The organism is Parcubacteria group bacterium (assembly GCA_041660065.1).
Taxonomy (GTDB): Bacteria; Patescibacteriota; Minisyncoccia; order Moranbacterales.
On the sequence record JBAZXC010000001.1, the window covers coordinates 203,938 to 220,691 of the forward strand.

Consider the following 16,754-nt stretch of genomic DNA (forward strand, 5'->3'; position numbering starts at 1 on the left):
GGGTTTTTTCGATTGGACAGGCACTCTTGACAAGAGGGCTGTTTTTTGTTATAATAGACAGTTAATTTCAATAAAATAATGTGATTATGAGTACAAAAGTTGTCGATTTTATCACGAGAATGTGGCAAAAAGTGTCCATTTTAAGCAAAAAAATCCCGGTCGTTTATTACGTCATCGTGTTTTTTGTGTTGGTCATTTTTGTGACCAACGAACTCTATTTGTGGCATAAGGACAGCAATAATGCAGAAAATTCTTCTCAGCAAAAAACTGCATCAAAAGCTAATGATCCTTTCGTGATCATTTCCGCACAAAGAGACAATATGGATGAATTTAATAAAGAAGTGCAAGGCACGACGGATTCTACTTTTGAATTAGCGACATATGGATCGCCTAAAAATATTGCGGTAAAAAATGCCGTAGTAAAATTATCAAAAGACCGATCGCACAGCGGGAAAAATAGCCTGTATATCAAAAGAGATGGTAAGCAGGCGAGTTCGGTGCGTCTGAAGAGTTATGTGGTTACGCAAAAAGACCAATATTATAAATTGGGCTTGTGGATCTCCAGCACGCAAGGTGGAAATTTCGATATTCTTTTGTCGAATGACGATCAGTCTTTGCCTGTTGCTACCGTCGGCATCGTCGCCAATCAAAAAAACGAATTCAGTTATTACGAATACAACTTTCGTTCTCCTGTGGATGCAACGCATGTGGATCTTTCGATCGCCGGTGATGCACTCAAAGATGTTTTCATTGATGATATCAAGGTAATACCTCTCAATATCGATAAGCAAGAAGATCTCGCCTCTATCAAAGTCACAGCAATCGGTGATGGCCGTCAAAAAAACATCGGAGCAAAACAAACAGTACACAGTGCCACTGCGGATGCATTGGCAGTCAAGGGAACGCTTGTGGGACAATCGTTTATCGCGAAGGCGGATACTGTGACCGGTGTGTCTTTTGCTTTGGTCAAAAAAGGTGACGGCGGGATCGGTGAGTATACTGTGGAATTGCGAGAATTTGATGAAACGACAAAAACGATCTCCGACAAAAAGATTGCAGTAAAAACCTTTAATTCCGGCGAGGTCACATCCGCCACGACATTTATTCCGCTATTTGCACAATTGGAAAAAGGGAAAAAATATTGGATCGGGATCAATAATGCCGGTGTAAAATTGAACAAGGATCATAACCTCGTTGTCGGGCAAGCAGGAGATGATCGTGCGTATCCGGACGGTGATGGGTGGATGCAACGTGGCGCAGACAAGACTTTTGTAAAAACAAACGATCTCTATTTCATCGTGTACACTGCCGGAGTGATCAAGGTGGACAATGTCGCTCTTTCCTTTGGAGAGACGCTATATGATCTCGGGAAAGGGAAAAAGCGCGCAGAGTATCAATGGGACACGACAAATGGCAACAAGATATTGGACATCGATGCACAAAACAATATTTCTGTAGATAAGTGGAAAAACATTTCATTTGTGGATGATGACGCTTATGTCGTATACAAGGTTGGTATGAATGGAAAAAATATTGATCGTTTGACGCTGGCAAATATATCCTTTCACAAAAATATCAGTATCGCTCTTTCTACAGATGGAAAAAAATGGATGGAGGTCTTCGCGGACGACTCAGGTAAACCCCGGCAAAATTCTGGAAAGATCGAAGTGCGACCTGTCACGAGTGCAAAAAATGTTTTCATCAAAGTAAAGAAAAATGGAAAAGATAGTAGCACTTTTATGGGTGGTCATGTTATACTTGATTTAGTAGATCAAAATTATGGAAAATAATATGACGCAAAAGATCTCCGTCGTGGTTCCTGCATATAATGAGGAAAAAAATATTCCACTTTTTTATGCACGTTTGAAAAACATTTTCGCAAATGCATCACAGTATGATGTGGAAATGATCTTTGTCAATGATGGTAGTCGTGATAAGACATGGCAAGAGATCCAGAAATTGGCACTTAATGATGCGAGCGTGCGCGGTATTTGTTTTAGTCGTAATTTTGGTCATCAGATTGCACTTACGGCAGGCTATGATATAGCTACCGGTGATGCCATTATTTCTATGGATGCGGACATGCAAGATCCCCCGGAGCTTATTATGGATATGTTGGTGAAGTGGCATCATGGATGTGAAATTGTATATGCACGAAGACGAAATAGAAAAGATGGTTTTCTCAAAAAATTGACGGCAAAAATGTATTATGCACTTCTCAACAATGTATCTGATGTGGATATTCCGCGTAATGTGGGTGACTTTCGCCTGATCGATAAAAAGGTTTTGAACGAATTGAAAAAATGTCGTGAAAAATATCGCTATTTACGTGGTATGGTTGCATGGGTGGGATTTAGAAATTGCTATGTGGACTTTGATCGACCAAACAGGATCAATGGAGAAACAGCGTATACATGGAAAAAAATGATCAAATTTGCCATGGATGGTTTTACGGGATTTTCTATGTTTCCGCTCAAAATTGCATCATATGTCGGCGGTTTTGTGATTATGACGGGATGCATGATGTTCCTTTATGTCGCATATGATTTTCTCATCAAAGACACACCATATCCACTCTATAAATGGTTGGTGATCTTGGTATACATCTTTATTGGTGTGCAGTTCATCTTGATGTGGCTGATCGGAGAGTACATCGGACGGATCCATGATCAACAAAAAGAGCGACCATTGTATGTAATTAGAGAACGATTGAATTATGATGAATAATCCACAAGTATCCGTTGTGATGCCAAATTACAATTGTGCCCGTTTTCTTGATGAGGCAATTGACAGTATATTGCAACAGACATTTTGTGACTTTGAATTTATCATTATTGATGATGGAAGTACGGACAATTCGTGGGAGATTATTCAAAAATATGCATGTAAAGATGATCGGATAAGAGCGTTTAAAAATGAAAGAAATCAACACATAGTCTACTGTCGCAATAAAGGAGTTAGCCTTTCAAAGTGTGATCTCATAGCTTTTTTAGATAGTGATGATATTGCTTTTCCGGAAAGGTTAAAAATCCAAGTTGATTATATGCTCAAAAATCCAGATTGTGGCGTTTGTGGGTCTAACTTTGAGATGATAAATGAAAAATCACAGTTGATTGGATACAAAAAATTTCCTGAAAATCATGATGCAATAAAAAAATCATTTTTTTTCTGCAATCCTTTCGGACAAAACACAGTTATAGTCAGGAAAAAATGTTTTAATGAGGTTGGATTATATAATGATGAATATCGTAACGCTGAGGATTTGGATATGTGGGTGCGCATTGGAGGCAAATTTAAATTACATAACATACAGAAAGATTTGGTAAAGTACAGGGTTCATGCAAAAAATAGTATGTTTACAAGTCAAAAAAGAATGATTAGGAGTACGCTAAAAATCAGAAAGAAAGCCATTTCAGAATATGGCTACGCGATGACTTTTAAAGGTCAAATTTTTTACTGGGGAACATGGTTGGCTCAATGGCTACCATCAAAATTTGTTTTTTGGATTTTTAATTTTTTAAAAAGATAAAATGTTGAAGAAAATTTTGAACAAATGAATCCATATTTTAATTTAATTTGAAATTTATGAAAAAAAATAAAGAAAAGGCAGTACTTATATTGGGTAGTTACGGTCATACGAACATTGGTGATGACTTGTTGATGTATAATTACGTATTTTTATTCCGCAATCTTGGATTTAAAAAAATTTATACTAATGTAGCTGTTTCGGCTAATGTGCCTGAAGAAATAGCCAAGGTTGTTCACATGAAAGAAACCTATGGAACTTCTTTTTTGGATTGGTTAAAAATATTGAAAGAGGTCGATGTTGTTTGTTATGGTGGTGGCACGATCTTAAAAGAACTCTACAGCTCAACTTCAAGATCTCGATATGCAGTGATCATCAGGATGATGTTTTTTAATTTTTTTGCAAAGGTTGTGGGGAAGACCATATATAATTTAAACATTGGCATTGGCTCTTTGCAAACTATAGTTGGAAAATTAATTGTTAAAATATCATTAATATTTTGTGATTTTACGATTTTTCGAGATGCTGATTCATATAATTTTGCAAAGGATGAACTGAAAATTAATATAAAAAAAATAGGGTTGGGTGAGGATGGTTTATTCATAAATGAAAAATGGCATGACCATCGTGCTGAAAATCTTCCTATGAATGTACCAAATAGGGTTGGGGTCAATGTTCTTTTTAATATCCCAGATTGGGTTGATAGAGAAAGCTATCTCAAGGAACTAAGAGATTTTGTTAATAATATTTTGGAAAGAGGTTTTTTTGTGGTGTTTATTCCTTTTCAACACTTACTTGATAAAAATAATGACTTGGTTTTTATTGAGAGAGATATATTACCCTATTTAAAAAACAAAAATTATGAGCTAATTCATCATGTGCAGATTGATAAGTTGGCAGAGACTTTAAAAGGACTTGATTTTTTTGTTGGTATGCGATTTCATTCTTTGCTGATGGCCATATCTACAGCGACGCCGTTTCTTGCTATAGAATATGATACTAAGTGCTCTAGAATAATTAAAGAATATTCATATCCATATTCAGTGCAAATTGAAAACTTTTCTTGTGATTTATTGGTAAAGAATTTTGATGCACTGATTTCTAATCGAGAAAAAAATATTGATTTTTTGATTGAATTAGGCAATCGTTTATACGCTAAAGAATTTCAATGCGAGAAAGACCTGTGGAAAAAATTAGAGAAATAAAAAAGATAATTACGAACAAATCTTCAGTTTGTCTTATTTTGATCTTCCTTTTCATTTTTGTCGTTCATTTATTTATCTTTCGGGATATTGTTATGAATTTACCATCTCTTATGAGTGGTGAATCTGTGATTGTGCGCGAAGAGCTAGTTCCTTTTTTTGATTTTAAAAGTCAATTTCTTGATCAAATCAAGGGTGGAGAGTCCTATCTCACGATGACAGATGAAATACGAGTAGCATATTCTTTTTGGACGTCGTGGATGAGATATTGGATTGTACTTCCTTTTGCTCTCATTATATTGAATAGTATTTCGGCCTTCCTGTTCTTTATCTCTGTGTACATGATTGAAAAGGAGATATTCAAAAAAAACTCCAATTTCATCATGACAACTTCTTTCCTGACATCATTTTTTATTTATCTCATATTACTTTATTCAAAGGTAACTCATTTTTATACTTTAATATTTGGCTTTAGCTTGTTTGCTTTGGCAATCTCTATGACCATCAGAGAATTTTTCTTTCGTGATAAATTTTCTTTGAAATCTTCCATCTGGATTTCGATTTTGGTCCTTTTTAATCCCGCGATTCATTACCACATTCTTTATTACATTGTTTTTTCTTTGGTTGTGTCGTTTATATTTTTGATGAACGATAATTTCAAGGGAGAGACAATTAAGTTTACAAAATATTTTAGTGTATTAATGCTCATCAGTTTGTTTCCATATGTAATATTTATTCTTTATGTGATAAATAATACTGATTCTGATATTACTACTTCAATTGCAGTTAATTTCATGTTCATTTTTAATACATCAACATCCTTAACCCATATTTTTTCTTTGGACATAGCTGCCCCAGTTGATATGTTTTTGCATGGTAAATATCTAACAGATTTGCCACGCTATAGTAAAATACTCTTTTTCTTAATTTTGTTATTACCCCTAGCTTTTACTAGAGAAATAAATTCACAAAAATCCAAAAAATTTATTATTTTTTCGTATTTTGTTCTCACTATTGCAATATGGATGTCGATCGGTTATTTGCAGGAATTTTCTTTTCATAGCATAGGATCGGATTTTATGATTTATCTATCTCAGTTCTCATCTTGGGGTGTAAATATAGTTAAAAAAATTGTAGGAACAACAATTCAAATATTGAGATTCCCACATCGTTTTGAATTTATTTTGTTTTATATAACTCCAATTTTAGCCACATTTTCTTTTGCTTTTTTGAAAAATAAATTTGGCTATGGTTTTGTGATAATCGCAATATTTCTCAGTGTAGGAATGCCTTTTATAATTGACGTTGATCATAGAACATTTCTTGCTAGCGGTAATTATGGTGGATTTTTGAGCCCGATGAGGATTCCATCAGATTTAAAAAAGATAAAAAGTATTATTCATGAAGATCTTGGCGTAGGATTTATTTTACCAACATTTGAGAGTGGTAGGGATATGCAGATTGATGATAAAAATTATAATTTTATTGATAAGTTTTTAATATATTATTTAGATTCCCCAACTTTTTACTATGGAACTGGTGCTAAGACAGAAAATAGGATTAGAGCATTCTTGGTTTATCAGGCAATTTTGGATGATTCTACATCTTGGGAGAATGTTTTAAATTCAGGAATGAATGTAAAATATATAATTAATCCACATACAGTATCTAAAACTTATGGGAATGTTTATTTGCCAGAGATTGATAATAAGTTAGACCAAAAACTTAATGATAGTTTATTATATCAAAGAGTCTATACTGGAGAATATTTTGATTTATACAAAAGGAATATTGAAAAAAAATATGACAATAGTATTATGCTGGACGTTTCTTCTGAAAAGATTTTTCAATATTTAAAATTGTCAGAGATAGATGAAAATACACTTTATTTTCCTCTTCAAGAAAAAAAATTTCTCCAGGGAGAAAAAGCGAAAATTCTTGTAACAGATAGCTTGGAGAGTTCGTATTATAACTTGCTGGTGTTGAAAAATGATTCTATTTCTCATGTGTATCCAGATTCTGATTTGCTACCTTTCACCAAAGGTCTTATGCCGAGTACATTTTATACAAATATGCCACTTTCTTTGGAAGCTCTTCTGGGTGACAACTCATATAACTTTTTTGGAAGGCCTGTTACGGATATGATTAATCTCAGCTCGCCCCAGTTTATTGGCATTGTTGATAAAAATTTTCAAATAAAATTTTCTTTTAAGATTAAAGATGTCGGAAAACATCGGTTGATTTTAAAAGCATCAACATCAGAAAATAAGATTTTTGTAACTCTATCTGGGAAAGAAGTTGAATTAAAAAGAATGGATCAAAATACAAATGTAAAGAATAAAGAAAATTTTTCATATTTTTATGCAGATTATGATTTTGCTACAAAAGGTAACTATTTTCTGGGTGTAAAAAAGGAAAGTGACGATGGCGATCCTCTTCTGGTGGAGTCTCTTTCTGCTGTTCCTCAATCATTATTTTATGAAGAAAACGATTCCTGGGTTGGCTCAGAATACCTCAAGCTTATTCGCTCAAATGAATCGGAGGTATATCACGTTGAGATTCATGAAGAGTAAATTTGTATAAAAAATATGGATCAAGTAAAAAATAAGAATATTTTTAGTAGCATAGGAAAAAATATCGTCAGGATTTTTGTTAAAGTTCTTTCTGATTTTTTTGAGAAAAAAAGTAGAAGTGCGCTTCTTCTTGTTTTAGCATTTTTAATTTTTTGGAATCTAGGTTTTGTTGCCAGTCTGAACTGGATTGTATTTTTGGCCTTTCTTTTCTATGGATGGGAAAATAAAATTCTTGGCATCGGGGCTTTGATCTTTTTGAGTGTTTGTTTTACGCTTCTCTTTTTTCAACAAGATGCTTTTGCTGAAATCGCAGCTACGCAAGCATATTTTCTAATAGTCATGACCGTGGTTTTGCAAATAGTGGATTTTAAAAAAGAAAAAAAGATTGCATATCAGGAAGATGTGAATAGGGTAGAGGAGGTATTTAAAAGTTCTCATATAAAAAAAGAGGATGGGGAATGGGTTTTTGAAGGGGCTGTGGAGATACTGAGCGAAGAAGAAAAGCGTATGAAAAGAAAGAAAATGATGTATATATTACTCATATCTTTTCTATTTCTTGAGATTGCGGTGGTGTTTTTCAATTGGTCATTGATAGTGATTGTTTTTTGGATCATATGTGCTATAGCTGTAATTTTTCCAAAAAACGTAATAAAGTTTTTATTTTCCACAAGTATCTTTTTCTGTATTTTGGCTGTCATCTCTATTATTTTTTCGCAAAAAGATTTGGCCACGGCATCGTATTTTGGGATACTTTTTGTTTTTGCATTTATCGCTGTGATTGTGAGTTTGCGGGTCTTTGGGAGGAAAGCGCCAAATTCTCCGAGAAAATGGGTGAGAAGTTTTTCGTACTTGCATAAAAATAAGAAATCAGATGAATAATTTTTTCAAAAAGTATTATTGGGTCGTATTTTCTGTTATTGCGATCATCCTGATCTATCCATCGTTTACGCGCGGATATATTTTTGCATTGGATTGGACGATCCGACCATTCATCGCATGGTCGGATATTGTCTGGTCCAAACCGTTGGGGTGGAGTATTTGTGATATTTTGGCGATTGTCATGACATTTGAGGTGTTTCAGAGAGTATTACTTTTTGCAATGATCACATTGACCGGTGTTGCGGGATTTCGTCTGGCAAAAAACACGCGCAATATCTTCGCACAATATTTTGCCGGACTATTTTTGATCTTCAATCCGTTCTTTTATGCGCGCATGCTGGAACAGACGATGTTGATCGGGGCGGGGATTGTCTCTTTTTTCTGGTTTTGGGCATGGTTCAAAGAATCGATAGAAGAGGGTAATGACGTGAAAAAATTGATCTATTCTGCTTTGGCGGGGGCGCTGGCTATTTCGTTTTTCGCACATAGCATCTTTTTCGTTGCGAGCGTGTTTGTGGTGTTGAGCATAGTGGCATATGCCCGAAAGAAGGATTGGAAAAGGATCATCACGATGACGGTGATGTTTTGGACGATCGTTTTTGCTGTGAATGGCAACTGGATCTTTGCCTCTTTTGCAGAGGGTGACACATGGGCGAGCAAGGTGGTCAATTTCACGCAGGATGATGTGGAAGCGTTCAAGACGCGGAAGATCGGGGGTTATTCTGTCTATATGACGGTCTTATCTCTCCAGGGGTATTGGGGTGAGTATCAGGATCGTTTTGTCTCTGTGCAGGATAATATGCTATGGTTTCCTGCGTTTGTTTGTATTATTTTTTTGGTCTTTTTTGGCCTGGTGCGACTATGGCGCAAAAGTATTTTTGTGAAACCTTTCGTGTTTCTTTTTCTGCTTGCTTTTGTGTTGGCAATTGGGGTGGCGTCACCGCTAGTCAAACCGTGGGTGTTATGGCTGTATCAGCATGTGCCATTTTATATCGGATTGCGTGAGCCGCAAAAATGGGTTGTGATCATGGTTGTGGTATATGCATTTTTGGGCGCGTGGGGCATAAAATACATTCTCGATATAGATAAAGTAAAAAAATATCGATGGGGCGTTGGTGTGTTGTGTGCCATTTTGCCGGTCATTTTTTCTTTTTCTGTGATCCGAGGGATGCATGAATATTTTACACCGCATGATTTCCCTTTGGCGTGGCAGTCGGCGAGAGTGTATCTGCAATCGCAACAGAGCGATGGTAAAATATTGTTTTTGCCGTGGCATTCATATATGAAGTTTGATTTCGCCGGAAAAAATATCACCAATCCCGCCAAGGCGTATTTTGGCAAAAATGTGATCAGTGGCAACAATGTGGAGTTTGGTGGCGTATATTCCAATTTTACCGATGCACAAACGCAGACGATCCAGCGATATGTTTTGGGTGCGGGGGAGGGTGCTGATTTTCATGGTGATATGGTTTCTCTGGGCATCGAAACCATCATAGTGGCAAAAGTGGAGGATTGGCAAACATATGTATGGATGGGTGATGCCATCGGTGTGCAAAAAGTCATGGAAAACGATGCACTGATCATCTATCGTGTGGATACGGGAGCTAAATCGGAATAAATGCCTTAAATACAAGCTTTTTTGGCGGTTTTTAGCCTCTTTCAACTGATGTCGGCAGGAGCATGATCGAGGGGTTATTTCCACGGGGTAGGCACTTGACAGATTATGCAATGGGTGCTACAATAGCATTAGCTTTAAGAAGGTGTCCTAATAAGGTCATTATTATTGTTATTAATTAAAGAAGATAATTTTATGAAAAAGTATATCGTCATTTCTTTAATCAGCATTTTCGGCCTATCGGCAATCGTGCCGGCTGTTTCTGCCAATTATGGAGAGGATAATAGTTTACTCGGGTATGTCAAAGAATACCAAACTTTAGTTCCTTTAGCGCATGCTAAAGTGAAGCTTTACAAAAAAAGTGGAAAGTTAAAGGATTCTGACAAGACGAATTTACGCGGTAAATACCATTTTTCTGATCTCACAGAAGGAACGTATAAAGTAAAAGTACGAGTGGAAGGATATAGAAATCCAAAGGATATCCGAAAAGATACCGTCTCCAAAACTATAAAGGTGGACGGAAAGGATCGACAGAATTTATATCTTCAAAAAATGTAATTCATTCGAATTTTGAAAAAAGTGTCTCACTTAGGTTAGACACTTTTTGTTTTACTTGGGAGTAAAAAAGTTTTATAATACATACATGCGTAATTTCAAAAAAAAATATCTCCAAGACAAATACATCTTTATTTTTTTGGGAGCGGCGATCATTGCCGTGGGAACTTTTGGTTTTCGAGATCATCTCTATAAGTTGGGACAGACGGAGGATACGGTTGATACATTTGAGGACACGATGCCGGCACAATGTGAAAATGGCGATTGGATCGAATTTCCCGACATGACCGGTGCCAATCAGTATGAAAAATTTCTCGGTAAAGAGAAATTGTCCTATGACGAGGCACATAGCACACTCACAAGTGAGGATGGTACAAAAAACTTTATTACCGATGAGCGATACTCGCTATTCTTTTTTGTGGGTAGAAATGTGCAAATCGATGGGTATAAGTTGAAAAACGGTGAGATCTATGCAAAGAAGGTAAAGTGTATCGGTGCAGAATCTGACAAGAATGCCCTCTACACAAGAAGGAAACTCATGAGCTATATCAAGGAGAATATCAATTCACTGGCTTTGGAACAAGCACCACACGACGTGTGGCAGGTGGAAAATTTTTACTTTGTCAATGATGCGGACCTTTATGTGGAGTATGAGACAGAGGGTTCATTTATGGAGGAGGCACCCTATGATGCACATCTGTGGCTCATTCGTGTGTCTGAATGGAGCGGGGACATCCCTGTCATCAAGACATTGGCATACATCCAGGAAGATCCGGATGATTTTGACAAAAACATCGTGAAGCAAGGGGAGGACATATACAAAAACACAAAGAATATGACAATTTACGAATTTGACGATGAGATGAATCAGTGGGTTTTGCAATAGACGTTAATAGAAATATTCATGAGTTGGATCAGCGAGAGCAAAAAAATAATCAAGAGCGGATCTGTATTTTTTGTTAGTAGTGTCGTGGTCAGTGTTTTGGCGTATGGATTTCATCTCTTTGCCGCGAGGATTTTGGAAGTTGCCGATTATGGGTCATTGCAGACATTGATCTCGTTGCAAAATATCGCTCTTATCCCGATCACGATACTGATCGCGCTTTTGACCAGGACCATGGCAGAATACAAGCATGATCATGCCGAAGAAAAAAGTCTTATCTTGCGAATGGAACTACGGAATTTGTTTTTATTTCCGGGTGTCTTGATCTTGCCAATCCTTTTTTTGATCACGCCTTTTTTGAAATCATTTTTTCACATCGATTCCACGATCGCCTTTGTCCTTTTGTGGATCACTCTGTATCTCACGATCTTTCAGGGTATTGATGGTAGCCTCCTCAATGGGTGGCATAAATTTTTTGAGTCAAATGTGAGCACAGTGACAAACGGGGTGTCAAAATTTGTTTTGGGTTTGTCTCTGATGGCTTTGGGACTGGGCATCGTCGGTGGATTTTTGGGGATCACTATTGGTTTTGCGCTTGGCACATTGATCAATATGTATTTTGTCTCTTCCAAATTTTCTCGTGCAAAAAGTATAGGAAAAAATAATGTGAAAATCTTGCCCATGGATAAAAAGGGTATGATAAAAGCATTTACATATTCTTATCCTGTGATCATGGGGATCATTGCCATTGCTATTTTTTCTAATGTAGATACACTGATCGCCAAACATCATTTTAGTGCTATAGATGCAGGAAGATACGGCGGACTTTTTGTCCTTTCAAAGATCATTTTTTTTGCTGTGAGCAGTCTTTCTGCCATTGTCGTTCCTCTGCTGACGGCAGAAAAGGATGTCAAGAAGAAGAATCGTTATTTTTTATTGATCATGGTCGCAAATCTGTTGATCGCCGGTGTGAGTGTGCTCATTTTTTACATATTTCCGGAGATCGTCATCGGTTTATTGTTCGGTCATGAATATTTGGATATTGCTCCGTATCTGGCTAAATTTGGGCTACTGGCACTTTTTTTGAGCACGCTCAATATCTTTGTCCAGTATTTTATTTCTTTGAAGTACAAAGGTATTCTGGTGGTCATAACGATCATTTCTTTAGGAGAAATCATATTCCTTTGGTTTTTTGGAACAAATTTTATCCAGTTCTTTTTTATCATCCTCATCTCTCTTGGAATCGCCAATGTCATAAGTTGCGGATATTTTTGGAAAAGATCGATCAGTATGGCGTAAGAGAATGGCGGTTGACATCAGAGCGATATTTCCGTATAATGAAATGTTGTTTTTTGATAATCATAAAATATCGGATCATATCATTTATGAGGGGAGAACATGATGAAACTTTTTGGGAATAGAGTATCTGTTTCAAAAGAAGAAATCGAGGATCGGCGGATGTATTTGATCGATGAGTTGGGGATATCGCCGGGAAGCGTGCGCTATTTGGAAAAATATGCGCCGACCTTGTGTGATCTCGTCACTGTGCAAAAACGATATGATCATTTGGTGCGCTTGGGGTTTGCTGATCCGTGTGCATTCATAAACAACAACCCGTTCATTATTATGCGATCATGTGAGAATGTGGCAGAAAAGTTTCATTTGTGGAAAGATGCCATCGCGCAATTTGATCCACATGTTGATATCTATCAACTACTTGATGAACGCTTACAGATCCTAAGTGCTTCATCACGAAAGGCGCGTGTGATCTTCTTGCTCGCAAAACATCTTGCACGTGATGTGAATGCCGATCGTCTGTGCAATATTGTGACACTGAATCTCGAAGACGTCTTGCTCGCGTATATCAACTATACGTGTCAAAACTTTTTTGATCTCTGTGTCAAAGCACGTAAAATGCGCAAAGAGATGAAAGGGAAACCCGTTCATTTCAAACGTGGCATGGTGATGTATATGCGCAAAAAACTTCCACCCGATGTGGAAAGTGCGTATAGAGAATCATTAGAATGATAGGGCCAAACCGTTGACATGTGTTCATGTCAACGGTTTTTCTTTGACGAAGACGGTAAATTTTGATAGAATTGATGCGTGTTTATTTTGCTGTATGTATGCAGGAAATGAATGGTTATTTTATTATGCAAAAAAAGAATATGACACTTTTCCAGAAACTATTTGGTTCAAACGAAAAACAATTAAAGAAATTGCAACCGATCATTGATCGGATCAATGCAATGGAGGAAGCGACAAAAAATTTGTCCGATGAGGGCATTAAAGCCAAAACTGCCGAATTAAAAGCACAATTACGGGATGGAAAAACCTGTGATGACATTTTGCCGGAGGCTTTTGCGCTTGTGCGCGAGGCATCATATCGCGCGATCGGACAGCGACATTATGATGTACAGCTCTTGGGTGGCATCATCCTTCATGAAGGCAAAATCGCAGAGATGAAAACCGGTGAAGGAAAGACTCTCACATCGACATTGCCGATCTATCTCAATGCATTGGAAGGCAAGGGTGTGCATGTAGTGACGGTCAATGATTATCTGGCAAAACGTGACTGTAATTGGATGGGCGCAGTCTATGAAAAGCTGGGTTTGCAAGCGGCGTGCATCACACATGACGGCGGTTTTTTGTATTATGCAAAAACCATTGACACAAATGAAGTGGATATTGAAGTGGAAAATTTGACCGCTGTGTCAAAAAAGGAAGCCTATGACGCGGATATTACATATGGAACGAATAACGAATTCGGTTTTGATTATTTGCGCGACAATATGGCGCAGTCCAAAGAGCAATTATCACAGCGTGGACATCATTACGCGATCGTCGATGAGGTGGACTCGATCCTTATCGATGAAGCGCGTACGCCGCTTATCATCTCGGCACCGGACGCGGAATCAACCAAATTATATGAACAATTTGCCTCTTTCGTCCCACAATTGGTGCGCGATACGGATTATACGGTGGATGAGAAGTTGCGATCTGTCGCGATCACAGATGCGGGCATCGAAAAAGTGGAGAAGACACTCGGTATCGGCAACATCTATGAACAAGGCAAGATCCAATATGTGCATCATTTGGAGCAGTCGCTCAAAGCGGAAACACTTTTTACGCGAGACAAAGATTATATGGTGCGCGATGGCGAGGTGGTGATCATCGATGAATTTACGGGACGTGCACAAGAGGGACGCCGGTACAGCGATGGATTGCATCAAGCGATCGAAGCAAAGGAACATGTCGAGGTGCAAAGAGAATCGCGTACACTTGCGACGATCACGTTTCAAAATTATTTCCGTATGTACAAAAAGTTAGCCGGTATGACGGGTACGGCAAATACAAGCGCGGAGGAATTTCAAAAAGTATACAAACTCGATGTGATCGAGATCCCTACAAACAAAAAAATGATCCGTACGGATCTGCCGGATGTTGTGTACAAAAATGAACGGGGCAAATTTAACGCGATCGTTGCCAAGATCAAAGAACTCAACGAAAACGGACAACCGGTTCTCGTGGGCACGGTGGCGATCGAAAAATCCGAAGCATTGAGTCGCGCACTGGAAAAAGCACGTATCTCACACAGTGTGCTCAATGCCAAATTTCATGAAAAAGAAGCCCAGATCATCGCCGATGCGGGACAGAGAGGATCGGTGACAATTGCAACCAATATGGCGGGACGCGGCACGGATATCAAACTCGGTGACGGTGTGGCGGATCTTGGCGGATTGTATATTATCGGTACGGAACGACACGAAGCGCGACGCATCGACAATCAGTTGCGCGGACGCTCCGGTCGCCAAGGAGATGCAGGGACAACACAATTTTACATTTCTCTGGATGATGAATTGATGCGACGGTTTGGCGGAGATAAGCTCAAAAGTATCATGGAGAAACTCGGTTTGCCGGAAGATCAACCAATTCAAAACGGCATGATCTCCAAACAGATCGAGGGAGCACAATCCAAGATCGAGGGATTTAACTTTGATATCCGCAAACACGTATTGGATTATGATAACGTCGTCAACAAACAACGTGAGATCGTTTATGAGAAACGTCGCAGTACGCTTGAAAGTGCTGATGTAAAGACGCAGATCATGGATCTCTTGCATGAAGAGATCGAAAAGGTGATCAGTATCCATACGACAGGAGAGCGTTATGCGTGGGAAGTGGAGAATATACGCAAGGATATCGTGGGAATGTTTCCTGTGAATGATGATGGGATCAAAAAAGCGGAAAATATCATCAAGGATCACAGCAAGGATGATCGTGAAACAGTGAGTGCGGTCATTGAGCATTTTTTTGCGCTGGCAAAAAACGCATACGGCATGAAAGAAAAGGAAAATGGTGATGTAGCAATGCGTGCAATCGAACGATCGATCCTCTTGCGCACGATCGATCAGCATTGGATGAATCATTTGGATGCGATCGATCATTTGAGGCAGGGCATCGGTCTGCGCGGATATGGACAGCAGGATCCTCTTATCGAATACAAGCGCGAGGCGTTTGATATGTTTTCACAACTTATGGCAAATATTCGCAATACAGTATTGCATACGATCTTTCGTGCAGTCATTGTGCGTCCGGAAGACAGTGCAATGGCACAAATGGCACAGAGCATGGAGTTTGCCGGTGCAGAAAGCAATCCGGCACAATTTGCCGCAGCCGCCGCCCAAGAGGAGAAGAAATTATTGTCCAGTATGCCAAAGATCGAAAAACCGGCACAGAGCGCACATACTGTCGGACGCAATGATGATTGCCCATGTGGCAGTGGCAAAAAATATAAGAAATGTCACGGGAAATAAAATACCCGTCAATCTAAATATACCCCCTCTCCCCTCAAGGGGAGAGGGGGTTATTAGAACATATCTAAACAAGAGGTCTTTTGGGTTTTTTCTATTGGCGAAAAACCCCTCTTGTCATTCCCGTGAAAATTTGCATTGTATGTGGAATAGTTTTGGATTCCCGTCCCCCGATTTCTCGAGGACAAGCTTCACGGGAATGACAAATTGATAAAAGGAAGTTGACAGGAGACAAAATAAGTGCTATAATGAAATCCTGTTCTTAGAAAATAATGCCAAGTGTAAATTTGGTATAAATAACAAAAAACAAGGAGGAAAGTTGTGATGAACGATGTAAAAAAGATCTTTGTCGTGTGCAGCGGAGAGGGATGTGGTAACGTATTGGGCTGTTTTGACAAGTACGGCATCAATCGTATTTGTATTGTCGATTGTGGCAAACAAACACCGCATGGAAAAGAGCAATTTTTCCAGTGCACAGATACAAAGGATCATGTTGAGCAAGGCGATCTCAGTGGTTACAAAATAGAGCTCGATGAAAAGGGCTCTTGTGACCTATGTCCTACTTCAGCTACTGCCAAACTGGATTTGGAGCCGGTAGCGTATATGTCCTCATAAGGTTTTGTTGAGAGTCCTCGTGTATAATTGCGCGAGGACTCTTCTATTTTTATCAAAATTTTTCTATTTTTCAATTCGATGATAAAATAAAC

General features: G+C 38.3%; 13 protein-coding genes. All 13 read left to right on the forward strand.

All coding sequences use genetic code 11. The features are described from left to right. Positions 1-86 precede the first annotated feature (86 nt). The 13 genes from WC819_00985 to WC819_01045 all read left to right on the forward strand — a co-directional run bounded on the left by WC819_00985 (position 87) and on the right by WC819_01045 (position 16,662). Positions 87-1,790 (forward strand): hypothetical protein, encoded by a 1,704-nt coding sequence (locus tag WC819_00985; GenBank protein ID MFA5985906.1) that lies wholly within the window; start codon positions 87-89, stop codon positions 1,788-1,790. Further along, on the forward strand, positions 1,780-2,727 hold the full coding sequence (locus WC819_00990; protein ID MFA5985907.1) for a glycosyltransferase family 2 protein: 948 nt from the start codon (positions 1,780-1,782) through the stop codon (positions 2,725-2,727). The genes WC819_00985 and WC819_00990 overlap by 11 nt, the downstream gene beginning before the upstream one ends. Continuing rightward, positions 2,717-3,529, forward strand: a complete 813-nt coding sequence (locus tag WC819_00995) for a glycosyltransferase (GenBank protein ID MFA5985908.1) — start codon at positions 2,717-2,719, stop codon at positions 3,527-3,529. The genes WC819_00990 and WC819_00995 overlap by 11 nt, the downstream gene beginning before the upstream one ends. Before the next feature lie 56 nt (positions 3,530-3,585). Beyond that, on the forward strand, positions 3,586-4,731 hold the full coding sequence (locus WC819_01000) for a polysaccharide pyruvyl transferase family protein (protein ID MFA5985909.1): 1,146 nt from the start codon (positions 3,586-3,588) through the stop codon (positions 4,729-4,731). A gap of 92 nt (positions 4,732-4,823) precedes the next feature. Further along, positions 4,824-7,301: a hypothetical protein gene (locus WC819_01005; GenBank protein ID MFA5985910.1), complete on the forward strand. Its 2,478-nt coding sequence runs from the start codon at positions 4,824-4,826 to the stop codon at positions 7,299-7,301. A 15-nt stretch (positions 7,302-7,316) separates the two neighbouring features. Beyond that, entirely contained in the window at positions 7,317-8,180 is an 864-nt protein-coding gene (locus tag WC819_01010) for a hypothetical protein (GenBank protein ID MFA5985911.1), read from the forward strand. Continuing rightward, positions 8,173-9,798 carry a hypothetical protein gene (locus WC819_01015; GenBank protein ID MFA5985912.1) on the forward strand — a complete coding sequence of 542 codons (1,626 nt, stop codon included), beginning with the start codon at positions 8,173-8,175 and terminating at the stop codon, positions 9,796-9,798. Before WC819_01010 ends, WC819_01015 begins: the two co-directional genes overlap by 8 nt. Before the next feature lie 192 nt (positions 9,799-9,990). Next, on the forward strand, positions 9,991-10,353 hold the full coding sequence (locus WC819_01020; protein MFA5985913.1) for a carboxypeptidase regulatory-like domain-containing protein: 363 nt from the start codon (positions 9,991-9,993) through the stop codon (positions 10,351-10,353). Between the two features lie 85 nt (positions 10,354-10,438). Then, a complete protein-coding gene (locus WC819_01025) occupies positions 10,439-11,236 on the forward strand; it encodes a hypothetical protein (protein MFA5985914.1) in 798 nt (265 codons plus the stop codon). 18 nt (positions 11,237-11,254) lie between these two features. Next, the gene (locus WC819_01030; protein MFA5985915.1) at positions 11,255-12,532 is read left to right on the forward strand and encodes an oligosaccharide flippase family protein; all 1,278 of its coding nucleotides are present in this window, start codon (positions 11,255-11,257) and stop codon (positions 12,530-12,532) included. A 99-nt stretch (positions 12,533-12,631) separates the two neighbouring features. Continuing rightward, positions 12,632-13,261: a hypothetical protein gene (locus WC819_01035; protein MFA5985916.1), complete on the forward strand. Its 630-nt coding sequence runs from the start codon at positions 12,632-12,634 to the stop codon at positions 13,259-13,261. Positions 13,262-13,359: 98 nt separating this feature from the next. Further along, positions 13,360-16,050: a preprotein translocase subunit SecA gene (gene secA, locus WC819_01040; protein MFA5985917.1), complete on the forward strand. Its 2,691-nt coding sequence runs from the start codon at positions 13,360-13,362 to the stop codon at positions 16,048-16,050. A 321-nt stretch (positions 16,051-16,371) separates the two neighbouring features. Beyond that, positions 16,372-16,662 carry a hypothetical protein gene (locus WC819_01045; GenBank protein MFA5985918.1) on the forward strand — a complete coding sequence of 97 codons (291 nt, stop codon included), beginning with the start codon at positions 16,372-16,374 and terminating at the stop codon, positions 16,660-16,662. Positions 16,663-16,754 lie beyond the last annotated feature (92 nt).